Source organism: methanotrophic endosymbiont of Bathymodiolus puteoserpentis (Logatchev), assembly GCF_900128525.1.
Taxonomy (GTDB): domain Bacteria; phylum Pseudomonadota; class Gammaproteobacteria; order Methylococcales; family Methylomonadaceae; genus Methyloprofundus.
Genome location: NZ_FQTQ01000126.1, coordinates 78645 through 101565, shown reverse-complemented (window position 1 = coordinate 101565; position 22921 = coordinate 78645). Strand labels below are relative to the sequence as shown.

The window sequence follows — 22921 nt, the reverse complement described above, 5'->3', positions numbered from 1 at the left end:
AGCCGCCCTTCTCGTGCTTTGTTAGCTACATACGGAGTGGTTTTATTAAATTTTTAAAGCAATCGGAGTAAATATCTATGCCCTTCCAAGAACTATTAACCTTGCCCAATTTACTCACTTGCTTTCGCTTTTTCAGTGCGCCTTTGTTATTATGGCTGGCCTTTCAAGGTGCTGAAACTGAATTTTTGATACTACTTGCCATCACTTTTCTAAGTGATGTTTTAGATGGCATTGCAGCACGCCTCTTAAACCAAGAAAGTGAGTTAGGAGCTTTGCTAGATAGCTGGGCAGATTTACTTATTTATACAACAATAGCTATCAGTATTTGGCAAATGCGGCCTGACTTAGTGCAGCAAGAATTCGTTTATATTCTGCTTACCATCATCAGCTACTTATTACCTGTACTAGTCGGCATTATAAAATTCCGCACCTTTACCAGTTATCACACTTGGCTGGTTAAAATAGCTGCTGCGACTATGGGTACATCATTTTTCTTATTATTAATCTTTAATATTGCCTTGCCATTTCGAATTGCTGCGGTTATATGCTTTGCTGCCGCCATAGAGGAAATATGCATCACTTTCTACTTAACATCCCCCCAGTCTAATGTACGCTCGCTTTGGCATGTAAAAAAAATATGGTAATAATACATGAGTAGTTCTAAGGCAATTCGCACTATCTTCCCAAAAAACTAAAGACGATAAGCAATACATCCTTAACCACTTTACACGCGCGACCACTCACAACAAAACATGCCCATAGCAAAAAATCATTTTATTCCTTTTAAAGCCTCCATAGATGCTTACACTTTACCCGAGCACTTTACCTTTCCTTTCTACTATCAGCCACATCCTCTGTGTTTATTAGCCGCACAAGAGCTACAAGAGCTACAAGAGCATCTAAAAACACAACAAGCATGGCAGCATAATTTTGACACGACTGACGACCAAACAAATGCAATTGGCAAAATGTTTGGCGTTTTATTAGTACAAAACAAGCACAATAAAATAGGCTATCTAGCGGCTTTTTCTGGGAAACTAGCGGGGCAAAATCACTTACCAAAATTTGTACCTCCTGTATTTGATATGCTCTCTAAAGACAGCTTCTTTCTCACCCAGCAAATAGAAATTAACAAAATCAATAAGCAGCTTGAAGAACTGGAAAAAAATCCACAGATTTTAGTACTTGAATCGTTTTTACAATCCGAAATAGATGCCTCAGAAAAACAACAAACAAGACACCGCGAAAAAATCATTGAAAGTCGAAAACGAAGAAAAGCACAAAGAGCTACTGCCAAAATAGCGCTGAATGTTGATGACTTACTAAAACTTAAAGAACGATTAGGACAAGAAAGTATTCAAGAAAAACTTCACTTAAGGGATTTAAGTATTTATTGGAGCCAGCGGATTCAACAAGCTGAAGATAACCTTAAACAATTAACAAATGAAATTACCTACTTAAAAAATCAACGTAAAGAATTATCTGCCACTTTACAAAAACAGTTATTTGATCAATATCAATTTTTGAATATAAAAGGCAAGCTAAAAAGTTTGCGTGATATTTTTCAAGAGACAACGCAAATAACTCCACCTGCAGGCGCGGGTGAATGTGCCACACCCAAATTACTACACTATGCCTTTGCACATAATTTTCAACCGTTAGCCATGGCAGAATTTTGGTGGGGCGCTTCACCTAAATCCAAAATTAGAAAACATCAAAACTTCTACCCTGCTTGCCAAGGAAAATGCCAGCCTATTTTAGAACATATGCTAGAAGGCATAAGCATGGATGACAACCCCTTGCTGACTAACCCGGCACAGGGTAAAAGTATTGATATTATTTATCAAGATGAAGTTATGCTAGTTATCAATAAACCTACTGAATTTTTATCTGTACCAGGAAAAAACATAGAGGATTCAGTCTATTTGCGCATAAAACAAAGTTTCCCCAAAGCAATGGGTCCTCTAATCATACATAGACTGGATATGGCCACTTCAGGATTAATGGTTATCGCCTTATCCAAAGAAGCACACAAAGAACTGCAAAAGCAATTTATTAAACGTACGGTAAAAAAGCGCTACGTAGCTTTATTGGCAGGCCTGATAAAGGAAGATAGCGGCACAATAGACTTACCATTACGCGTTGATTTAGATGATCGCCCTCGACAATTAGTCTGCTATGAACATGGCCGACACGCTAGAACCGAATGGCAAGTGATAGAGCGCAAAAACAATCAAACTAAAATTTACTTTCACCCAATCACTGGGCGAACTCACCAGTTACGCGTCCATTCCGCTCATATAAAAGGCTTAAACACGCCCATTGTCGGCGATGACCTGTATGGTAACAAAAGTACCCGCTTGCACCTGCACGCTGAAACTTTAGAACTTAAACACCCTATTACAAAAGAGCTAATGCACTTTCAAATAGATGCACAGTTTTAATAAGACACCCAATACTGGACCAGTACAATTTTAAGTGATAATAAGATCCAGAAAATATTCCTACCTAAATATGACTAAATTACAATGTAGTGTATTTATAATTACTTGCAAGATTTTTCCTATAAAGCCCTATTAGCGATGTTATGGTTATTTTCTTACTGTATATCATCAAATTGTTTGCGAATATCTTCTTTGTGTTGGCGATATAACTTAGCATCACCATAATCCAGAAAATTCTGGTATCGGCTATGTAGAGTACTGATATGCCGTGCATGTTTGATGGGGCACCAATACTGCTCGGTACGGGCGGCTATTTCCTGTATATAGGCAATAATGCCATTAAAATAACTACAGTAAGCACAATTAATTTTTTCTATAATATTCAGATAGTTTAAATACTGCCGGTCAAAAGTCAGATAGTCAGTGCGTTTAACTTTAGGAATGCCATAGAGTGGAAAGCAGATTGCTTGATACAGGGTAACACTAATATCCAGTAACACAGCAGGAATTAAGACTGCCCAGATAACAGGAGCGCTAAGAATATTTTTCAGAGAAGATGCTCTCAGGTAACCAGATAATTGTTGTGCATAATTTTTATGCTGCTGGATAACCTGTTTTTCAAATAAAATACGTTTTTTCTGTATTTCATAAGTAAAGACGTTTTGTTGGTTTTGAATTTCTTTAATAAGTTCTTGCTCTAGGACTTTAATTTTACTGAGTAAATCATCAACCTTGGAGATCATAATTAGGAATGTGCATGAAATAACTTAGGCAACTTATAAAGTTGTTGCGTCAGGAATGGCAGTATAATTCCATTGCCTCAGGTGCTCATCAAATACAATTCGCATTGAGCAATGGAATTATACTGCCATTCCTGACGCAACAACTTTATAAGTTGCCTAAGTTATTTCATGCACATTCCTAAGCATAACCGATCGAGGTTGAATGAACATATAAAATAATCGGCGCTATAACACCGTTATATTTATGTATTTTTCGCCAATAAAACAAGTTTTCCTTAAAAGAAAATATTTGTTTTATTGGGTAATACCATTGAAAAGCAATAAAAGATAAGACAATAAATCCTGTCCAGCGCTTATAGCTCTCATCTTCTTGTAGCGCTTCTACCATGGGTATTTTTAGATTAAACCACTCTTGTATCAGGAAGATCCAAAATAATAGCATACCTATATAAGTATAGCTTCGGTTAACACTTGGTACTGTTTTTGGAGGAGGTTGCAACTTAGCAGTTAAAGGCTTTTCTTTAAGATTATTGATAGCATTTTCAGTGACACCACAGCTCAATAATGCTTTATATACATAATTTTCAAATTGATTAGGGCCAATAACGTAATATTGCATGTCTGAGTCGTGAGCTCGCACGATATCGGCAATGTCTACTAAAGAGATCCTTTGCCCAACCCTCATATTTAAAGAAATAAATGGGTGCTGTTTAATAATTCTTTGTAATTCTTGTTTGCAAGCGATGTGACTGGCCTCTGAAACAGAATAATCAATCTGGAACCCCGCATTACTTAGCTTTTCTTGTTTAATAGAACGGCAGGCAGAAATAATAGGAGTGATACCTGTACCACCTGAAAAACAAAAACTTTTGTATTTTGACGTAATATCAATATAGACTGTACCCTGCAAATCGGTGATTTGCATTGTTTTCACCTCAGCACCATCAAATAACCATTGAGTAAAAAGCCCTTTAGGCTTTTTTCTAACAATAATTTCTCTATAAGTCGTTGTCGATCGAGCAGCGGATAATGCGTAAGGGCGAGTCACCCATTGCTCATTAATATAGGCTTTGACTAGAATATATTGTCCGGGCTGATGAGCATCAAATTGAGATTTTTTATTTTTAGCGATTAATTTAAACGCCTTAATATCGGTAGCGACTGATTTTATTTGAGATATTTCAACCGTTGTCCAATTAATTTTCTTGCCTAATAACTCATGTAAATAAGGCGCACAAGAACCACACTGGGTACAAGCCTCAGTCGCCAGCACCAATTGTTCAAAGTTAGTCGCTCCCTGAGTAATGGCTTGCTTTAATCTTCCTTGGGTTACGCCTATACAATGGCAGACGATTGAATTATCATCCACATCCCCCCCCAAAAAACACTTGTATCAAATGAATATAATTCTTATTATTATCCTCCGTTAATTCTATTATTACAACTCTATCAATAGCACTCTCTTACTATAGAGCCCCAAATGCTTAGTAAGCCCCTCTTTTTTTGAGTTGGAATAATTGTATTTTGAATCAAGAGATAATATTATTATTGTATATCTGCAATATTCGCTAAATGGGAATACAAATTTCCTATTATGAAAAGAAAGGAAAACCAGGTTGCACTTAGTTTGCAATATCCAAGAAATAATATAAGTAATTGTTTTTAATTGATTAATAAGCTTATTATTTACTAACTTATTTCGGAGTTACTGTACTATTTTTTACGTTGACTTAAAAATTTATCTAAGTGATTTGCAAAATCTTGTCGATCACTCACGCTTAATGTTCTAGGCCCCTGGGTACTCACTCCACTTAACGGTGTCCGACATTTTATTACAGATATGCCATCAAAACAGGTCGGAGCTTGCGCTCAAAGAGCCATGTGGCGCTTTTCTTTAGGAAATTGTTTTTTAAGAACCGCCAAGCTTGTTTGGTAATCTTAGATAGTTTTCTAAAAAAAGCACGATTATAATTGCCTTCCCAGTCAATACAGTATGCGGTTTCTTTTGCTTCATGGCGTTTTTGTTGTGTTTGATGGTCTTCTTCCAAGCCCATCTCCTGTCCCTTTTTATTTAGAAATAAGCGCATGAGTATATGTGTAACCAATGCCAATAAAGCTTGTTGCTCAATAGCAATAGGTGATTTCCCCCATGCTTTGGCATTAGCCATATCTGTTTTGTAATTATCAAAATATTTTTCTTCATCCCAGCGTCGGTGATAAAGAAAAGCAATCATACCAGGTGACAATGTAAAATCATTACTGAGATATTCATAAACTTTGCCGTCAGGCGATACGAATTGTATTAATCGCCAAACTTGTTTTGAGCTATTAAGTTGAATTTTCCTATCAGACACAATATTCTCATTAACTGCCGACTGTTCAACATGACTTTCCTCAAGAATTTGATATTTGAAAGTCGATTTCATTCGTGTAATCACTGTCACATCGTATTTTGTTTTACGTAAATCCCAATAACGCGCTTCAATAAAGGCGCGGTCAACCACAAAAAGTGCATTTTTTTTGCAAGTCCAGTGAGAACCTTCCCAGCTTTCTTTGATAAAGCGCATTTCATCAATAGAGCGAGTTTCTGTCTGACTATCAATGGCAATCCCTGCTCGCATATCATAGGTCGTCATATTCATGTGCCCTTTCTTATTATCAGTCCCACCCTGGCCTGGATAAATCGGTTGATAATGACTTGATTCATTTTGATAACTCGCATCTATGGCAAAAATAGAGCGCATCCCCAACTCTTCTTTTCCCGAAAACCTGTCGGGCAGTTCATTTCTTGCAGAAGTCACCAAGACTTGGACAGCCTGTTTCAATATTTTGCTGCGTGATGAATTGGCTAATGCATCTGACCATGTTGAGCGGGCTAAGGGGGCTTTTTCAGCGGTGTCATCAATGTCGAATAAAGATTGAATTTGTTCTCGTAGTATCTTTGTTCCCTGAAATTGACGTAAGCAGCCTAATAAAATAAAAAACTCAGCAGAGAGTACAGAATATTTTTGGCGTGAAAAGCGAACTTTATCTAGGGCTTTTTGCATGGGCAAGAACCATTCTCCCAAAACGGTGTTATCCATCAGTGTGGATTGCAAGCTATCTAATCTTTTTGACATTATTTAAGCGTAAGTGACTGATTATAAATGGTAATACGCAAACAAATCCTATTCGACCTGTCAAGCCTTTTTTTGCATTATTTTCAATCAATTAGAACGCCTGTCCTTCCCTCTGAGCGCCACTTTTTCGTGCAATTGAATTCCGTAAAAGTTGGTTTTTACACCTTAGGAAACTTATTATCACCCATAGATTTGATGTATGTCTACCATCTTATGTATTGTTGCGGACACCGTTACACTCCACTAGAGCGTAGAGTATCCATAAAATCACGTATATTCAGGCTCTCACGAATATTATTCTCCGTATATAGCTCACCTCGGTGATTGAGCCCATAAGCTCCCTTCTCAACAACCTCGGCTGCCAAGGGAATATCACCTGTAATAACAAGGTCTCCAGCACTCAATCTGTTAACTATTTCATTATCAGCGACATCAAACCCAGGAGGCACTTGAATAAATACTATATAGCGTGAAGGCGGTATGCGGATAAATTGATTAGCAACAAAAGTCACTTGTACCTGCGTACGCTCAGCCGCCCGACATAAAATATCTTTAATAGCTACCGGACATGCATCCGCATCTACCCATATATTCATAGCACTCCACTATTATTAAAATAACTTACTAGCTGACCTCCGCTATAACTCATGCACAAGATAGCACACACAAAAAAAGGCAGGATCTCAAATGAAATCCTGCCTTTTTGCACCCGAAGGTGGAAGTACTACTTACGCAGTACCTGACTATACTTAAAGAGCGACAATGTTCTCTGCTTGAGGACCTTTTTCACCTTGAGTTACAGTGAACTCAACTCTTTGACCTTCAGCTAAAGTTTTGAAACCTGAACCTGAGATAGCGCTGAAATGAGCGAAAACATCAGGGCCTGATTCTTGCTCAATAAAGCCAAAACCTTTAGATTCGTTGAACCATTTAACTGTACCAGTAGTAGTAGACATAATAATATCCTATTTAATTTCAAGAGTAATTGGTGCCTTAAATAATTAAGGCGGTTTTGCTAGAAGTTTTGTTATTACTTATAAAAACAGGACGATCTACTAAAGATAAAACACTAAAGATAAAATATCGAAACAGCATGCATAAATATAAGCCGTACTTTCAAGCTATGCAGAATTATATAGAGATCTTTCCTGTAGTCAATCAATTTTTATCTAATCACCAAACTTATTCTCTTTATAAAAATCTCAACCTAGCCATGCAAAATATAAGCCAAGCTATTTATCTACATCTAAAGCCTTAATAATACTAATGTATTCTTTACTTTTGGGTTGATACAAGAACATAGCCAAAGCTGATAAGCCTACAAAAATATATAAAGTATTAAAACCATCACCTAGTACATACATAAGAACACCATAAAAACCAATAGTCTCCGCTAGTAGCATAGAAATAATAATCGTTGACAGGTATCGACTTTTAGCTGTCCCTCCTCTGCTACTTGTTTTATTTAAGTGCACCAAAACATGCCTAATAAACTTCATAACTGGAAAACTTAAAATAGCAACGATGTATAGCACTGTTCTCAATACAACACGTTCTTGTAGGTCAAACCCAAGCTGTATTTGTTCTGCATAAATATGACATACAGCAACCAAAGCCACTAAGCTCATTAAAAATAATGCCCTTATAAAACCAGGTAATAAGAGGTCGGATTGTATTTGTTGCTCTGATATAGTCATTATTATTCTGCCTTTTTCTGTTCTAAACGGTATGCATGTAATATAACCATAAATGCAAAAAAGTCATACAAGCCATGAATGATAATCGGTGTTAACAAGTTACGGGTGCTGCCGTAATCTAAATACAGCCCCAAATAGATACTGACCGCCGTAGCCATAATAAAATAAAGCAACGTAATGGCATGTACTAAACCAAAAATTAAACTACTAACCAATAACCCGGCCATCATCCCCCAAGAGTTTTCCAGCCAGGGCTGAATAACACCACGAAATAAAATTTCTTCAGAGATACCCGCAATGGCAGCTAAAACAAACAAATCAGTCCAGTGATGCTGCGCGAGACTAGGCCCTAAAGTGTCCTGCAAAACTTTGCGTATTTTTTGCAACTCTACCAATTGCACTTGATTTAGCGCAATAAAAATAATGCATAAAGGCAAGGTACCCAAAATACCATTAAAAATAACCCGCTCATTGAAGTCAAGGTGGGCAAACGGATCAACATCTGCTATCCAGCCTAAAATAATGGCTACTAAAATCAACGAGCTCTCAAAATAGCAGGCCGTTTTAAAAAAAGTATCAGGCTTTATTGTTGGTTCATTCATAATGCGATTGATGCGATAATAGCGTTTTTATACGATATTTTTAAGGACATTAGCTGTGCAGTGTTTTATTTACAAAAGTAACAAAAAAGCAGAACTGTATTTATATCTAGATAAACAAGATGATTTTTCTTCTGTCCCAGAGGCAATACTTAAAAGTATTGGTCATCCAGAGTATGTTATGCAATTAGAGATCACCCCAGAACGTAAGCTCGCTCGCGAAAATGCAGCCGATGTACTCAAAGGCATCGAAGAAAATGGCTTTTTTCTACAGATGCCACCAGCAACGTACACGACACCAATAAATTTACACTAAAACACAAGCATAGAGATAAATCTTTAGCGGATTTATCTCTAAATCAATCTATGCTTTCGGCAAAGTAACACCTTGTTGCCCCTGATATTTACCACCTCTATCTTTATACGAGGTTGCACAGATTTCATCACCACCAAAAAACAGCATTTGCGCAACGCCTTCATTAGCATAAATTCTTGCTGGCAACGGCGTAGTATTAGAAAACTCCAACGTTACATGCCCCTCCCATTCAGGCTCTAAAGGCGTAACATTAACGATAATGCCGCAACGAGCATAAGTCGATTTCCCCAAACATATAGTTAATACATCACGGGGAATACGAAAATACTCTACGGTACGCGCTAATGCAAATGAGTTAGGTGGAATAATACAGACATCAGACTTAACATCAACAAAGCTCGCTTCACTAAAGTTTTTAGGGTCAACAATGGCAGAATTAATATTGGTAAAGATTTTAAATTCATCTGAACAGCGCACATCATAGCCATAGCTAGACGTACCATAAGAAATCACTTTTCCTTGTGCTGATTCTCTGACCTGTCCCCTTTCAAAAGGTTCAATCATGCCCTGCTCTTGCGCCATGCGACGAATCCACTTATCTGATTTTATGCTCATTATTGCCTTAGTGCCTGTTAATTCAAAAATAGTATAATTTTATCCTAAATTAGGCCTGTCGCACAGCAAAGCAAATAACTAGGTCACAGGCTAATTTAAGTGCTGCCCTAAGAAATGAGAATTTAATAAAACCTTAGGTATTTTGCACGACAATATTTGGAAACTTACTACTAAAGTCTTTGCCTTTTAATGCCAATTTGGCTGACATTTTACGTGCAATTTCTTTATATATTTCTGTCACTCGACTTTCAGGATCAGCCACCACTGTCGGGCGCCCACAATCAGCATACTGGCGTATATGAATATCCAGAGGCAATGAGCCTAATAATTCAATATTATTCTTTTTTGCCATAGAAACCCCACCACCCGCACCAAAAATAGCCTCTTCATGCCCACAATTACTACAAATATGCATGCTCATATTTTCAACTATACCCAAAATAGGCACATTAACTTTTTCAAACATACCCAGGCCACGCTGCGCATCGATTAAAGCAATATCTTGTGGTGTAGTAACAATCACCGCCCCACTAACCGGAATTTGCTGAGCTAAAGTTAACTGAATATCCCCCGTACCTGGCGGTAAGTCGACAATCAAATAATCCACATCAACCCAATTTGTATCATTTAATAACTGCTGCAAGGCATTAGTAACCATCGGTCCACGCCAGATCATCGGCTGATCTGCATCAATTAAATAACCAATTGAAATAGTTTGTATACCGTAAGACACTTTAGGCATCATTGTTTTGTTGTCCTGACTTTCAGGATAACCTGATAAACCCAGCATAGTTGGAATACTAGGCCCATAAATATCCGCATCTAAAATACCCACTGCCGCGCCTTCGGCTGCTAAAGCCAAAGCTAAATTTACAGAAGTGGTAGATTTACCCACCCCACCTTTTCCGGAGGCTATGGCAATAATATTTTTTACATTAGCAATGGGCTTTAAATTATTCTGTACGGCATGCGAGACGATATTAACTTTAATATCCACTTCTACCGAACTAACGCCCTCTAACGCTTTAATTTGCTCCATAACTTGCTGCTTAAAACCCTCTATAAAACTTTTCGCGGGATACCCTAGTTCCAAACGAACAGCAACAGAAGTACCCTCAACAACAATTGATTTAACAGAGCGTGCTGTAACTAAATCCGTTTCCACATTTGGGTCAATAATATTTTTTAATAAATTTTCTATATCTACTTTTTCAATCGTGGTCATATAAACAATTCCGTAGCAAGTTAGTTAAAAACTGAACAATAACCAAGTATTTTACTAGGTTATTGTTCAGCATTCTAGTTTTACAGCTATTTTCTATCGAAATAGTAAACTATTTTATGCCATAATAACGCTATTATTTTAGCCTCATACTACAAGTCATTTCTTAATCTATGTCAGATCGAAAAATTCTTATTACCAGCGCCCTTCCCTATGCAAATGGCCCCATACACCTAGGTCATTTAGTTGAATATATTCAAACTGACATTTGGTCACGCTTTCAAAAGCAACGCGGCAATGAATGCTACTATATCTGCGCCGACGATACGCATGGCACACCTATTATGCTTAAAGCCGACCGCGAAGGCATAGAGCCTGAAGATTTAATTGCTCAAGTAGGCAAAGAACACTTAGCTGATTTTACCGAGTTTGGCATTGAGTTTGATAATTATCACAGCACCCATTCAGAAGAAAACAAACATTTTTCCAGCTTAATCTATAAACGTTTGCGCGATGATGGACATATCAGCTCACGAAGTATTACCCAAGCTTATGACCCCGTTAAAGAAATGTTCCTACCAGATCGCTTTATTAAAGGCGACTGTCCTAAATGTAATGCCAAAGATCAGTATGGTGATAGCTGTGAAGTCTGTGGTGCTACTTACTCACCTATCGAATTGAAAAATGCAATATCCGCAGTTTCAGGTGAAAAACCAATAGAAAAAGAATCTGTACATTACTTCTTCAAATTGGCTGATTTTAACGCCATGCTCAAAGCATGGACAACTTCGGAAGGACACCTTCAGCCAGAAGTGAGTAATAAATTAGCAGAATGGCTAGAAAATGGCCTACAAGACTGGGATATTTCACGTGATGCGCCTTATTTTGGCTTTGAAATACCCGATGCTCCCGGCAAATATTTTTATGTTTGGCTAGATGCCCCTGTTGGTTATATGGCAAGTTTCAAGAACCTATGTTCTAAAACTGACTTAGATTTTAATGAATTTTGGGCTCCAGATAGTAAAACAGAGTTATACCATTTCATCGGTAAAGATATTATTTATTTCCATGCCTTATTTTGGCCGGCAATGCTACACGGTGCTAAATTTAGAACACCAAGCGCAGTTTTTGCCCATGGGTTCTTAACGATTAATGGTGAAAAAATGTCTAAATCACGCGGCACTTTTATTAAGGCGCGCACCTATTTAGATCATTTAGACCCTGAATATCTACGCTACTATTTCGCCGCTAAATTAAGTGCCGGCATTGACGATATAGACTTAAATTTTGAAGACTTTACACAGCGTGTTAACTCCGATTTAGTAGGTAAAGTAGTTAATATCGCCAGCCGTTGTAGCGGTTTTATTAAAAAACGCTTTGCTGGGCAATTATCCCCTCAATGCGCAGAACCTGAGCTGTTTCATCAATTCACGTTAGCCAGTGAAAACATCGCAGAGTTATACGAAACACGCGAGTATGGTAAAGCCATGCGAGAAATTATGACCTTAGCAGACAAAGCCAACCAATATATTGACGAGAAAAAACCTTGGCTAATTGCTAAAGAAGAGGGTAAAGACCAAGAGCTACATGAAATATGCTCAATGGGCATCAACCTATTTCGCTTATTAGTTGCTTATTTAAAGCCAGTATTACCAAAGTTAGCAACAGAAAGTGAAGATTTTTTAAATATACAAAGTCAGCCCTGGCCAACTAATGCACAGCCATTAGTTGGCCATGAAATTAAAGCTTTTAAAGCCTTAATGATCCGTGTAGAAGCCCCTAAAATTGCCGCTATTATTGAAGACTCCAAAGAAAATCTAGAAAAAACAGCTGTAGCACCAGCCAAAATATTTGAGCCTATTGCTGATGAAATAGAGTTTGATGATTTTGCCAAAATTGATTTACGTATCGCTAAAATTGTCAAAGCAGAACACGTTAAGGGGGCAGATAAATTACTACAATTAACAGTAGATATAGGCGATGAATCACTCAATATCTTTGCCGGTATAAAATCCGCCTACAAACCCGAAGACCTAGAGGGAAAGCTAACCGTTGTTGTTGCCAACCTAAAACCTCGTAAAATGAAGTTCGGCATGTCTGAAGGCATGGTATTAGCTGCCGGGCCTGGTGGTGCAGACCTATGGGTATTACACCCCGATGATGGTGCTATTGCGGGAATGCGCGTTAAGTAATGACTCGCTCCTTCTTAGAAACACACATGAAATAAGACCGACAACTTTTAGGGCTAGCATTTTAGACTGCTTATAAAATACAGGCTAAAGGCCCGCCCCCAATAATTGCCTAAATTATTGGGGGCGGAGCTTAGAAGCTAACTCAATTTTACATCCGTTTCTTTCAGGCAAAAAAAAGGCCTACATTGTAGGCCTTTTCTTAATCACTTAAAGTAAAAACTAAGCTTCTAACTCAGCTAAACGCTTAGATAAAATTTCTTCTAAAGTAATGATTGCCTTTTCAAAACCTTTAATACCTTCAGCAAGCTTATCTGTTGCCATACGATCAACCGCATGCATTTTATCAAAAGTTGCTTTATCAACATTGATTTCTTCAATATCCATTGCTTTAGCAGCAACTGGATCTAATTTACGAACCAACTCACCTTCAGTCGATTGTAATTCAGATAATAACGCAGGTGCAATCGTTAATAAATCACAACCTGCCAACTCTATAATCTCACCAATATTACGGAAGCTTGCTCCCATAATTTCAGTTTTAAAATCAAATTTTTTGTAATAATTGTAAATCTCAGTAACAGAAACAACACCTGGATCTTCAGCTGGCTCGTAAGAATCACGACCTGTATCTTTTTTATACCAATCAAGAATACGACCAACAAACGGAGAAATCAGGGTAATTCCATTTTGCGCACATGCAATTGCTTGATGTTTACCAAAAATCAATGTCAAGTTAGTGTGAATACCTTCTTCTTCAAGAACTTTAGCCGCCTGAATACCTTCCCAAGTCGCTGCAACTTTAATTAAGACACGTTCACGGCTAACACCCGCGGCTTCATACTGCTCAATTAAATCACGGCCTTTAGCAATAGATGCATCTGTATCAAAAGAAAGACGGGCATCAACTTCAGTAGAAACACGACCCGGTACAATTTCAAGAATTTTAAGCCCAAAAGAAACCGCTAAACGATCAAAGGCAAGTGAAGCAACCTCTTTATCCGATGCTGTAGCCCCTAAAGTTTCACGAGCTCCTTTTAAAGTATCATCCACAATAGCCTGATACTGAGGCATTTGAGCAGCTGCAGTAATCAACGAAGGGTTCGTTGTGGCATCACGTGGTGTGAATTTTTCGATTGCAGCGATATCACCTGTATCAGCAACAGCAACAGTTACTGCTTTAAGTTGATCTAATAAATTAGCCATATATTGACACCTTTTATAATTAAATATTAAAAAAACCAACACACTATTGTGTCGATAAATCAGGGAGCGCACCAGAATTTATTCTAGCACTACTAAACTAAATTTAGCTTTTGTACATAAAATTAAGCTATGCGCATTTCTATTGGCAGAGTAAACAATAAATCCACTTTCCTTAATTGCAATAAAATTAAGGAAAGTGGATTTAATTGGCAGTCCAGTTTGAACATTATAACAAATATACTACCTTTAGCCTATTCAAGGCTGAAGGTAGTATATTTGTAAATCTTTAACTAGCTTGCTTGTTGCTTCAAGTACCTTTCAACACCTGTTAAAGTAACAACAGGTTCAGCTACTTCATCAATAGCTTCTACAGCAACTTGCTTTGCAGCACTCACTTTTTTTGCTAAATATTTAGCAACGCTACTGGTTGTATGCTTTGGTCTGTTCTCTAAATATTGGGCAACACTTGTTGGCTTATTACGAACAACTGCTGGCTTATTTTTAGCCTCTAATGCTCGCTTAAGCATATACTTGCTCACACTACTAACGGTTGTTACTTTACGAGTTGCTAAATACTTAGAAACACCACTCTTAACTGGCTTCGCATCAACATTATTCGCTAAGTATTTAGCTACACCCGTTGCACCTTTGACAGTAGCTTTAGCTTTATTAGCTCGTTTAGCTGCAATAGCTTGCCTTGCGACATACTTAGCGACACTACTTGTTTGCGCTTGTCCTTGCAGGTATTTATCAACACTACTTGGCCCTCTAGTTGCCGTACTGTGCGCATTTAAATACTTAGCGACTCCAGTCAGTCCATCCGAAGGAGTACTTTCACTTTCATCACTACGATAAATAGCTTGAGTGGGTGATTTTTTACTGGAAAAAATATCTGATATAAAGCCAAACATACTTACCCCCGGTTCTGGTTACGCATATACTTTTCTACGCCTGTGGTTTTGTTTGCCGCAGCTTTTTTCTGCTCTACAACTTTTTTAGCAACATATTTAGCAACACTTGATTTAGGTGTTGGCTGGTTTGCTTCTAAATATTTTGCTACTCCAGATAGTTTAGGGGCTTTGCTCTGTAAGTATTTAGCTACTCCAGTTAAACCATCATTGCTTTCATTACTTGATTTAGCTTTACGCTTACTAAAAAAGCCACCAGATTTAGCCGAGCCTTTAGCTGTTCCTTTAGATTTTTTAGAGTATAAAAACCCAGCAATTCCCAAAACAACGATAGCAAACAGCGGACTTATTGAAGACTCTGTTTCTGCTGCTGCCTCAGATGCAGCCTCTTCTTCTGCTTTGTCTGCCCAAACAGCTAAAGTAATTGACTCATTATTTATATCTGCTTTTTTATGCTTATACTCTGTATCGTGATAAAGCACTTCAGGCTGAAAAGCAGCTGCTGGATAATTAGCGTCTGGCTTTGTTTTTTCGCCTAAAGATGCCGCTGAACTATTAGACGAAGAAGAACCTTCATGCTTATAGTCTGTATCTTGAAATAAAACTTTGGGTTGAAAATCCGATGCAGGATAGTCATTTCCCGCCATTACAAGAGGACTTGCAAGGAATAAGGCAATAAATATGCCTTTTTTGATATTATTTTTTTTCACGCAATTCACCTATATGTCGTAAGAAACGAAAGAAGCCACTGACAGAGTATAACTAATCAGTGGCTATTCGTAAATGAGGATAAAAATATCCTCTATACGTTTTTTAGACTATAAAACTTCTTTTACAGTTTTAACAACATTATCAACTGTGAAGCCAAAGTGCTCCATCAATACACCACCTGGCGCAGACTCTCCAAATGTATCGATGCCAACAACACCACCTTCTAAGCCAACATATTTACGCCAGAATCCAGTAACACCTGCTTCAATCGCAACACGCTTAACACCAGGAATTAAAATACTATCCTTATAAGCCTGGTCTTGACGATCAAATACATTCGTCGAAGGCATAGAAACGACGCGAGCATTGATACCATCAGCAGCAAGTGCTTCTTGAGCTTTAGCAGCTAAATCAACTTCAGACCCTGTGGCAATTAAGATAACTTGAGCATCACCCTTAGCTTCAGACAGAACGTATGCACCTTTACGCATAGCAGCGAAATCAGCAACATCATGCTTACGACCAGGGATACCTTGACGACTTAATACTAAGCTAGATGGACCATCTAAACGCTCAACAGCAGCCGTCCATGCAACCGCAACCTCAACAGAATCTGCTGGACGCCACACATCCATATTTGGAATGTAACGCATTGCGGAGGTATTTTCGATAGGCTGATGAGTCGGGCCATCTTCACCTTGACCAATAGAGTCATGAGTTAAAACTGCAATCGTACGAATTTTCATTAATGCAGCCATACGAAATGCACTTTTTGCATAATCAGAGAACATATGAAATGTTCCACCGAATGGCAGTAGACCACCGTGTAGAGCCATACCATTCATGATAGCGTACATACCAAATTCACGCACACCGTAAGAGATGTAGTTACCTGGCTCTTTACCGCTAACGTGCTTAAAGTCTGCACAGCTAGTCAAGTTAGAGCCGGTTAAATCAGCAGAACCACCTAAAAACTCAGGAAGTACAGGCGCTAATGCTGCAATAACATTTTGTGATGCTTTACGAGATGCAACGCTTGCTGCTGCTTCGTTAGTTTCAGCAATAATTGCATCGGTTGCTTCTTTCCAGTTTGCTGGTAATTCTTTCGCCATACGACGTTTGAATTCCGCTGCTAGTTCTGGAAATTCTTTTGCATAAGCTGCAAATTTAGCGTCCCAAGCAGATTCTTTTTCAGCGCCAGCAGCTTTAGCATCCCAACCAGCATAAATATCAGCAGGAATTTCAAAAGGAGCAGAAGTCCAACCTAATTCTTTACGAGTTAATGCAACTTCTTCATCACCTAATGCAGCACCATGACAGTCATGGCTACCCGATTTATTTGGCGAACCAAAACCAATGATTGTTTTACAACAAATCAGTGATGGACGGTCTTTTTCAGCTTTAGCTAATACAATAGCAGCATTAATAGAATCAGAATCATGCCCATCTACCGAAATAACATGCCAGCCATACGCTTCAAAACGTTTTACTGTGTCATCCGTGTACCAGCCATCAATATGGCCATCAATAGAGATATTATTATCGTCCCAGAATGCGATCAAGTTACCTAAGCCCCATGTACCTGCTAAAGAGCAAGCTTCATGAGAGATACCTTCCATCAAACAACCATCACCCATAAATACATACGTATTATGGTCAACAATATCATGACCTGGGCGGTTAAATTCATTAGCCAATAACTTTTCAGCCATTGCAAAACCAACGCCGTTTGATATGCCTTGACCTAGAGGACCTGTCGTTGTTTCAATACCAGGTGCATAACCATACTCAGGGTGCCCTGCACATTTTGAGTGTAATTGACGGAATGTTTTTAATTCATCCATAGGCAAGTCGTAACCTGACAAATGCAATAATGAATAAATTAACATAGACCCATGCCCATTAGACAGTACGAAACGATCACGATCTGACCATTCTGGGTTTGCTGGGTTATGCTTTAAGTGGTCATTCCATAATACTTCGGCGATATCCGCCATACCCATAGGTGCACCAGGATGACCTGATTTTGCTTTTTGAACAGCATCCATGCTCAAAGCGCGTATGGCGTTCGCAAGTTCTCTACGCGAAGACATATTCTTCTCCTGAGTTATTTTATAAGTTATTAAACGTAAAAATAGACATGTGTTAAAGCATGTCTATTCTATGATTTGTTCAAGTAATAAAAAAACGAGTAGCAAAGCTACTCGTCTAGTTTCTATTCCATGTTAGCGTGTCTTTCTCTCATTATTTCTTCTGGGATACCTTTCTCATGAATAATATGAGAAATAGTCGATTCCAAAAATAACAAAGTTGACAATTCAAATACGGTTCCCATAGGCATACCTTTGACTTTATCATACATCTCAGGAGTACCAATCTGGAACACAGCATCAGCTAAATCGCCGATTGTTGAATTGCTCCTAGCAGAGATCAACATAATATCAGCGCCAACATCTTTCGCTTTCTTGGTAAAGGCAACTAACTGCTCAGTCTCACCGGAGCCTGAGATTATAATTAATAAATCACCTTGTTTAATGCTTGGCGTGACAATTTCACCTACAACACTAACATCGTAACCGCTGTGTACTAACCTCATGGCAAAAAAGTTACCTACAAGTTTAGAACGACCAGCACCTGCTAGAAAAATACGATTTGCCTTATCAAGCATCGCCGTCAACTTTTCATCATACGAGTCATCAGTTGCTTCAAGAATGCTGGATAATTTATCTACGATAAGTTGTTGATGCATAATATTGCGTCCTTATGCAGCGTCAACTAATTCACGAATTTCACGTGCTGCTTCTGTTGGAGATGCTGCGCCATAAATAGCTGCACCAACAACAATGATATCTGCTCCAGCACGAACAACATCTTGAACAGTAGACTGGTTAATACCACCTGCAACAGAAACACGTACATTCAACCCTAAATCAGCAATTAATGCTAAGTCATTAAATGGAGTGTCACCAGCGGCTTGAGCATCAAGGCCTGTGTGTACACCAACAATTTGCGCACCCGCTTCAACAGTTGCACGAGCACATGCGGCTTTATCGTCAACATTGATTAAATCAATTTGTGCTTCTGCGCCATGAGCATTTGCAGCAGCAATAACACCTTTACAAGTTGCCAAGCCTGAAACACCTAATACTGTACAGATATCTGCACCAGCAGCATAAAAAGGAGTTGCTTCGTATTCGCCAGCATCCATTGTTTTAAGATCAACTAGTAATAATTTGTTTGGAAATCTAGCTCTTAATTCTTTTACTAAGTTAATACCATTGTGTTTGATACATGGTGTACCGATTTCGAAGATATCAATTGAGTCAGCTACTTGCTCAGCAAGTGCAACAGTTGCGTCGAAATCTAAAGAATCTAATGCCATTTGAATTAATGGTGTTGCCATGTTATGTACTCCGATTTAGTTATAATTTTGTTACATACTTTTATTTTTTATGCGGACGGAACTTTAAATCAGAAAGCAGGTTTATGTCAAATCATAATCTGTCAGTTAAACCATTCTAAACTTCCTACGTATTCCGTTCACACTCTTCTTTGAGCTTTTCTTAACCTATAGTTGCGCAAGTAATTGCACATACATCCTTATAATTAACAACAACTAACCTCACCATTTTGATAAGGTTTATTGATTTTCCAATTGCAAAAAAGAAATTGTCCTTTTCTTTAATTATTTTTTTTTGCGTAATCAATGTATTCAAAAACAGTCACAATTTTACTGATGCCAGGAACGCTTTGTACCACTTTTGCCGCAGCAAGCCCTTCTTCTTCATGCACAATCCCCATCAAATAGACTACTTTTCTTTCCGTAATAACTTTAACGCGCGTCGCATCAAAGCCTGGCTTCCCCTTTATCTTCGTTAATGCATCTTTAACCTTAATAGTTATTAAAGCATCTTCACTGCGCGATTGCATAGTTGAGATAGGAGCAATGACCATTTCATTGTGTACTAATTTTACACCAGAAATAATACGTATGTTGGCAATTATTTTGTCGCGTATGGCTTCAGATTCAGCTTCACCTGTTACTAACACCTTACCATTATACGAAGTGACATTAAAGTGCGCATGCTCTTTTACATCATCCAAAGCATGCAATTCAATAATTGCACTATCTTCAATATTCTCATCCAAGGCAATAACTGCGCTACTACGTCTATCATGCAAAAATGAAAGCCCTGTTAGCTCAGCAAGGCCATTAGCCAAGCTACCGCACCCAGTTAAACTGAAAATAAAAAACAATACGAGGCTTAATTTCATAACATTTGGCTACCAAATAACTGTGTATCTATCAAATCACACAGGCAATGTGTAATCAAAAGGTGTGCCTCATGAATCCTTACAACTGACTGGCTAGGCACACAAAGACATACATCGAACTCATGCAATAGAGCAGACAAAGAACTTTCATTTTCCCCGTCAAGCAATATTACTGTCATTTTTTTATCATGTGCAGCATTAATTAACCTAACAAGGTTCAGGCTACTCTCCTCAGCACTATAAAGCAACAATACATCAGACGCTTGCCCTAAAGCTCGTAATTGCTTAGCAAATATGTCATCGTAATGCTGAGTGCTTGCGATTGCTGTGATCATTTGCACATCATTTACCAGTGAGATTGCAGGCAACGATGGCCTTTCTCGCTCATAGCGATTAACCATTATTGATGCAAAATGCTGGGCATTTGCAACTGACGCACCATTACCACAACTCAATATTTTTTTATCTGCTAGCAAGGCATTAACAATTTGCTGCGCAGCAAATTCGATTAACTCGGCCAACTCACTCAAAATAAGTTGTTGCGTTTGAATACTTTCTGTAATCTGATGGTTTATATTTTCTTGCAGACTCATATTTTAAAATGCATTTTTTATCCATTGCGGAGAAGTATCTCCCGTAATTGCTACAACATCAAACCTAATTGGCTGATCAATTTTTTTTGCCACGATATAATGCTTTGTTGCCGCAATAATACGCGCTTGCTTAGCCGCGGTAATACTCTCTAAAGCACTACCATAACGATCATTTTTTCGATACCTGACTTCAACAATAACCAGAACTCCCTGTTCATCCATAAGTAAATCCAGCTCACCCCACTTACACCGGTAATTACGCCCCACTAAGACTTGCCCTTGCTGCAAAAGAAAAGTCAAAGCCCGATCTTCGTACAGCTCTCCTTTATCTATTGATGTTATCTTAGTACGCACTCAACCCTTCTTCAGGCTTTACAAACAAACCTCTCTCTAGCAATAACTCAGGGATACTATCTTTAAAATCAACGGGTATATTCTCAGCAGTATCAATCAACGACACCTCTCCTTGCTTAAATTTAGCACATATTAAACGCCGTTCAATTCGGTTAACTGCATTTAAGGACAATCCTCCAGTCGCGCCTTGATACTGTATTGAATCGAGCTTATTAAGGTGCGGAACTACATTATACGCATCTATACCAAACGCTATTAAACTTAGAAAACTACGTGGAAATTGCTCCCATGTCTTTTGCAACGTGCGTTTATCTAAATCACCTTGGTAAGCCTGGTCAAATAACCAAGGAATACTACAGAACTCAACCCCTTCCAGATCTATATCTTTTCTTGGCGCAGCCTGCCCACTATAGACTCTTGATAAACCATAGACAGCAACCGACGCTGCACGATTATGATAAAATTGCGGATTAATTAAACGCGCCACCTTACTGGGTGCAATCATAAATATAACGTCGATATCTTGCCGTCGATAAGGATTAGATTCAATATTTGTAACAAGCTTAGATAACATCTGAATACGGTACTGACTTTCATTTATATTTAGCAACTGCTTTACTGGAAGGCTAAAATCTTTCGCATTCCGTGCAAAAGTCTGAATGTCCAGTATATTCCCCTCCAAATCATTCCATGCGTTTTTAAAATAGGTAGCCAAGCGCTCACCTTCCACTGTATTCGGGGTAAGAATTATGGCATTTTCATGCCCTTCAAACCGTGCTTGGTTAGTCACCTGCTGCACTTCATCAAGAGGGCTTAATGCGAACTGATACAAATTCACCTTAAACAAGTCCTCTACATAATTCAAGGCCAAAACAGGCACAGAGAACGTTACCCCCGCTGCTAACTGGCCAATAAGCTGTTTATTAAGCGGGCCTATAACCAACTGCGCACCATCCGCAATAGCCTCGTGATAAAGCGCAACAATATCTTTACTTTGAGTGTCATAAAAATGCAAATTAGGACGCTGCGCATCTAGCTGGTGCTGGTAATAAGCCGCCATAATACCTTCTTTGACTGCTTGCGCATGAGTAACATAAGGACCTGATTCCGGCAAAAAAACTGCAATTTCATTAATATCCTGAATATTGACTATAGCAGAGGAAAAATAGCCCGATGCAATTAGCGACCGTCCTGGGTGCTGCGTATATTTCTGCATCCAGTCATCTAGTGCCAGATTAAACCCCAACGAGCCTTTATTGAATTTACGCATAATGCTCGCTAGCTCAACCCAGCCCGAATAAATATCATATTTTTGCAAGTTTAGCTGACGCTCCTGCACATGAACAGGCAATAGGCTCAGCACCTCTAAAATAGAGATACTATTTTGAGTTTTTTCATCACCAAGCAGATAATCACCCAAGATAATTCGCTCACGCGCACTTGCCTCTAGCTGACCCGTTAATGCAAAAGCAAATGCACGCGCACGACGATATTCAAGCTGCTTATTTCTAGTCAGTGCAAAAGGCTGAATTAACTGCAGCTGGTTAATTGCTAGCTCGGCATTCCCCGCACTTAAATCTATTTGCGCATGCAGTAAATACAACTGGTTACGCCACTCTAAACTCAAATCAGCCGGCCTGATTGACTCTACGTAAACTTTTGCTTGCCCATCAAAGCCACTTTTAAATAAAGCAAACGCCGTTTTTAATCGAAAAATATTTTGTTGCCTAGATGGTCGTTTCGCCAAGCTCTGATATAGGCTAGCTGCTTTTTTATACTCTCCTATAGCGTACAATTGATCTGCTTGTTGACTAATGCTTTGTGAGCCTAAGTCTAACGCCCGGTTCCCTTTAGACAAGGAACTACAACTAGTCATCAAGACCACACATAAAATCAAACTTAGCTCAATATATTGCTTCATAAATAACAC

At 38.5% G+C, this 22921-nt stretch carries 22 protein-coding genes and 1 pseudogene; 4 read left to right on the top strand and 19 right to left on the bottom strand.

The genetic code is table 11. The annotated features are described in order from the left end of the window. The first annotated feature begins 77 nt into the window (after positions 1-77). Positions 78-644: a CDP-alcohol phosphatidyltransferase family protein gene (locus tag BQ7314_RS10430; RefSeq protein ID WP_174483634.1), complete on the top strand. Its 567-nt coding sequence runs from the start codon at positions 78-80 to the stop codon at positions 642-644. 108 nt (positions 645-752) lie between these two features. Next, the gene (locus tag BQ7314_RS10425; protein WP_174483633.1) at positions 753-2444 is read left to right on the top strand and encodes an RluA family pseudouridine synthase; all 1692 of its coding nucleotides are present in this window, start codon (positions 753-755) and stop codon (positions 2442-2444) included. A 155-nt stretch (positions 2445-2599) separates the two neighbouring features. Here the strand turns inward: BQ7314_RS10425 and BQ7314_RS10420 are convergent, their stop codons facing one another. The 7 genes and pseudogenes from BQ7314_RS10420 to BQ7314_RS10390 form a co-directional block, all read right to left on the bottom strand. Then, a complete protein-coding gene (locus tag BQ7314_RS10420; RefSeq protein WP_174483632.1) occupies positions 2600-3187 on the bottom strand; it encodes a hypothetical protein in 588 nt (195 codons plus the stop codon). 178 nt (positions 3188-3365) lie between these two features. Then, positions 3366-4556, bottom strand: a complete 1191-nt coding sequence (locus tag BQ7314_RS10415) for a (2Fe-2S)-binding protein (RefSeq protein ID WP_174483631.1) — start codon at positions 4554-4556, stop codon at positions 3366-3368. Between the two features lie 463 nt (positions 4557-5019). Next, a complete protein-coding gene (locus tag BQ7314_RS10410) occupies positions 5020-6306 on the bottom strand; it encodes a transposase (RefSeq protein WP_174482200.1) in 1287 nt (428 codons plus the stop codon). 236 nt (positions 6307-6542) lie between these two features. After that, positions 6543-6902: pseudogene (locus BQ7314_RS10405) on the bottom strand (YaiI/YqxD family protein); the annotation flags it as partial. 153 nt (positions 6903-7055) lie between these two features. Continuing rightward, the gene (locus tag BQ7314_RS10400) at positions 7056-7262 is read right to left on the bottom strand and encodes a cold-shock protein (protein WP_174483629.1); all 207 of its coding nucleotides are present in this window, start codon (positions 7260-7262) and stop codon (positions 7056-7058) included. A gap of 276 nt (positions 7263-7538) precedes the next feature. After that, positions 7539-8003 (bottom strand): hypothetical protein, encoded by a 465-nt coding sequence (locus tag BQ7314_RS10395; RefSeq protein ID WP_174483628.1) that lies wholly within the window; start codon positions 8001-8003, stop codon positions 7539-7541. Positions 8004-8005: 2 nt separating this feature from the next. Further along, positions 8006-8605 carry a CPBP family intramembrane glutamic endopeptidase gene (locus tag BQ7314_RS10390; protein WP_174483627.1) on the bottom strand — a complete coding sequence of 200 codons (600 nt, stop codon included), beginning with the start codon at positions 8603-8605 and terminating at the stop codon, positions 8006-8008. 55 nt (positions 8606-8660) lie between these two features. Here BQ7314_RS10390 and BQ7314_RS10385 point away from each other — a divergent pair, with 55 nt between their 5' ends. Further along, positions 8661-8918, top strand: coding sequence for a YcgL domain-containing protein (locus BQ7314_RS10385; RefSeq protein ID WP_174483626.1), 258 nt, complete (start codon positions 8661-8663; stop codon positions 8916-8918). Positions 8919-8966: 48 nt separating this feature from the next. Here BQ7314_RS10385 and dcd read toward each other — a convergent pair whose 3' ends face one another. Then, on the bottom strand, positions 8967-9533 hold the full coding sequence (gene dcd, locus BQ7314_RS10380; protein WP_174483625.1) for a dCTP deaminase: 567 nt from the start codon (positions 9531-9533) through the stop codon (positions 8967-8969). Positions 9534-9666: 133 nt separating this feature from the next. Further along, entirely contained in the window at positions 9667-10758 is a 1092-nt protein-coding gene (gene apbC / locus BQ7314_RS10375; protein WP_174483624.1) for an iron-sulfur cluster carrier protein ApbC, read from the bottom strand. Positions 10759-10928: 170 nt separating this feature from the next. On the opposite strand from apbC, the gene metG reads away from it, so the two are divergent. Then, positions 10929-12947, top strand: a complete 2019-nt coding sequence (gene metG, locus BQ7314_RS10370) for a methionine--tRNA ligase (RefSeq protein WP_174483623.1) — start codon at positions 10929-10931, stop codon at positions 12945-12947. A 219-nt stretch (positions 12948-13166) separates the two neighbouring features. Here metG and BQ7314_RS10365 read toward each other — a convergent pair whose 3' ends face one another. The 10 genes from BQ7314_RS10365 to BQ7314_RS10320 form a co-directional block, all read right to left on the bottom strand. Then, positions 13167-14150, bottom strand: coding sequence for a transaldolase (locus BQ7314_RS10365; RefSeq protein ID WP_174483622.1), 984 nt, complete (start codon positions 14148-14150; stop codon positions 13167-13169). A 290-nt stretch (positions 14151-14440) separates the two neighbouring features. Next, on the bottom strand, positions 14441-15061 hold the full coding sequence (locus BQ7314_RS10360; RefSeq protein ID WP_174483621.1) for a hypothetical protein: 621 nt from the start codon (positions 15059-15061) through the stop codon (positions 14441-14443). 2 nt (positions 15062-15063) lie between these two features. Next, a complete protein-coding gene (locus BQ7314_RS10355) occupies positions 15064-15768 on the bottom strand; it encodes a hypothetical protein (protein WP_174483620.1) in 705 nt (234 codons plus the stop codon). A 108-nt stretch (positions 15769-15876) separates the two neighbouring features. Then, positions 15877-17862: a transketolase gene (gene tkt, locus BQ7314_RS10350; protein WP_174483619.1), complete on the bottom strand. Its 1986-nt coding sequence runs from the start codon at positions 17860-17862 to the stop codon at positions 15877-15879. A 122-nt stretch (positions 17863-17984) separates the two neighbouring features. Beyond that, positions 17985-18518, bottom strand: a complete 534-nt coding sequence (gene hxlB / locus BQ7314_RS10345) for a 6-phospho-3-hexuloisomerase (RefSeq protein WP_174483618.1) — start codon at positions 18516-18518, stop codon at positions 17985-17987. A gap of 12 nt (positions 18519-18530) precedes the next feature. Then, positions 18531-19172, bottom strand: coding sequence for a 3-hexulose-6-phosphate synthase (hxlA, locus tag BQ7314_RS10340; RefSeq protein ID WP_174483617.1), 642 nt, complete (start codon positions 19170-19172; stop codon positions 18531-18533). 278 nt (positions 19173-19450) lie between these two features. Continuing rightward, positions 19451-20044, bottom strand: coding sequence for a BON domain-containing protein (locus tag BQ7314_RS10335; RefSeq protein WP_174483616.1), 594 nt, complete (start codon positions 20042-20044; stop codon positions 19451-19453). Further along, the gene (locus BQ7314_RS10330) at positions 20041-20637 is read right to left on the bottom strand and encodes a D-sedoheptulose-7-phosphate isomerase (RefSeq protein WP_174483615.1); all 597 of its coding nucleotides are present in this window, start codon (positions 20635-20637) and stop codon (positions 20041-20043) included. Before BQ7314_RS10330 ends, BQ7314_RS10335 begins: the two co-directional genes overlap by 4 nt. A gap of 3 nt (positions 20638-20640) precedes the next feature. Further along, on the bottom strand, positions 20641-20991 hold the full coding sequence (locus BQ7314_RS10325) for a YraN family protein (RefSeq protein WP_174483614.1): 351 nt from the start codon (positions 20989-20991) through the stop codon (positions 20641-20643). Beyond that, complete coding sequence (locus BQ7314_RS10320; protein ID WP_174483613.1) at positions 20981-22912, bottom strand: penicillin-binding protein activator; 1932 nt, start codon at positions 22910-22912, stop codon at positions 20981-20983. Before BQ7314_RS10320 ends, BQ7314_RS10325 begins: the two co-directional genes overlap by 11 nt. Between the last annotated feature and the right edge of the window lie 9 nt (positions 22913-22921).

Excerpts from the sequence above, each read along its gene's own strand:
- BQ7314_RS10430 (WP_174483634.1), top strand. The coding sequence starts at position 78 with ATGCCCTTCCAAGAACTATTAACCTTGCCCAATTTACTCACTTGCTTT.
- BQ7314_RS10425 (WP_174483633.1), top strand. The coding sequence starts at position 753 with ATGCCCATAGCAAAAAATCATTTTATTCCTTTTAAAGCCTCCATAGAT.
- BQ7314_RS10420 (WP_174483632.1), bottom strand. The coding sequence starts at position 3,187 with ATGATCTCCAAGGTTGATGATTTACTCAGTAAAATTAAAGTCCTAGAG.
- BQ7314_RS10410 (WP_174482200.1), bottom strand. The coding sequence starts at position 6,306 with ATGTCAAAAAGATTAGATAGCTTGCAATCCACACTGATGGATAACACC.
- BQ7314_RS10400 (WP_174483629.1), bottom strand. The coding sequence starts at position 7,262 with ATGTCTACTACTACTGGTACAGTTAAATGGTTCAACGAATCTAAAGGT.
- BQ7314_RS10395 (WP_174483628.1), bottom strand. The coding sequence starts at position 8,003 with ATGACTATATCAGAGCAACAAATACAATCCGACCTCTTATTACCTGGT.
- BQ7314_RS10390 (WP_174483627.1), bottom strand. The coding sequence starts at position 8,605 with ATGAATGAACCAACAATAAAGCCTGATACTTTTTTTAAAACGGCCTGC.
- dcd (WP_174483625.1), bottom strand. The coding sequence starts at position 9,533 with ATGAGCATAAAATCAGATAAGTGGATTCGTCGCATGGCGCAAGAGCAG.
- apbC (WP_174483624.1), bottom strand. The coding sequence starts at position 10,758 with ATGACCACGATTGAAAAAGTAGATATAGAAAATTTATTAAAAAATATT.
- metG (WP_174483623.1), top strand. The coding sequence starts at position 10,929 with ATGTCAGATCGAAAAATTCTTATTACCAGCGCCCTTCCCTATGCAAAT.
- BQ7314_RS10365 (WP_174483622.1), bottom strand. The coding sequence starts at position 14,150 with ATGGCTAATTTATTAGATCAACTTAAAGCAGTAACTGTTGCTGTTGCT.
- BQ7314_RS10360 (WP_174483621.1), bottom strand. The coding sequence starts at position 15,061 with ATGTTTGGCTTTATATCAGATATTTTTTCCAGTAAAAAATCACCCACT.
- tkt (WP_174483619.1), bottom strand. The coding sequence starts at position 17,862 with ATGTCTTCGCGTAGAGAACTTGCGAACGCCATACGCGCTTTGAGCATG.
- hxlB (WP_174483618.1), bottom strand. The coding sequence starts at position 18,518 with ATGCATCAACAACTTATCGTAGATAAATTATCCAGCATTCTTGAAGCA.
- hxlA (WP_174483617.1), bottom strand. The coding sequence starts at position 19,172 with ATGGCAACACCATTAATTCAAATGGCATTAGATTCTTTAGATTTCGAC.
- BQ7314_RS10335 (WP_174483616.1), bottom strand. The coding sequence starts at position 20,044 with ATGAAATTAAGCCTCGTATTGTTTTTTATTTTCAGTTTAACTGGGTGC.
- BQ7314_RS10330 (WP_174483615.1), bottom strand. The coding sequence starts at position 20,637 with ATGAGTCTGCAAGAAAATATAAACCATCAGATTACAGAAAGTATTCAA.
- BQ7314_RS10320 (WP_174483613.1), bottom strand. The coding sequence starts at position 22,912 with ATGAAGCAATATATTGAGCTAAGTTTGATTTTATGTGTGGTCTTGATG.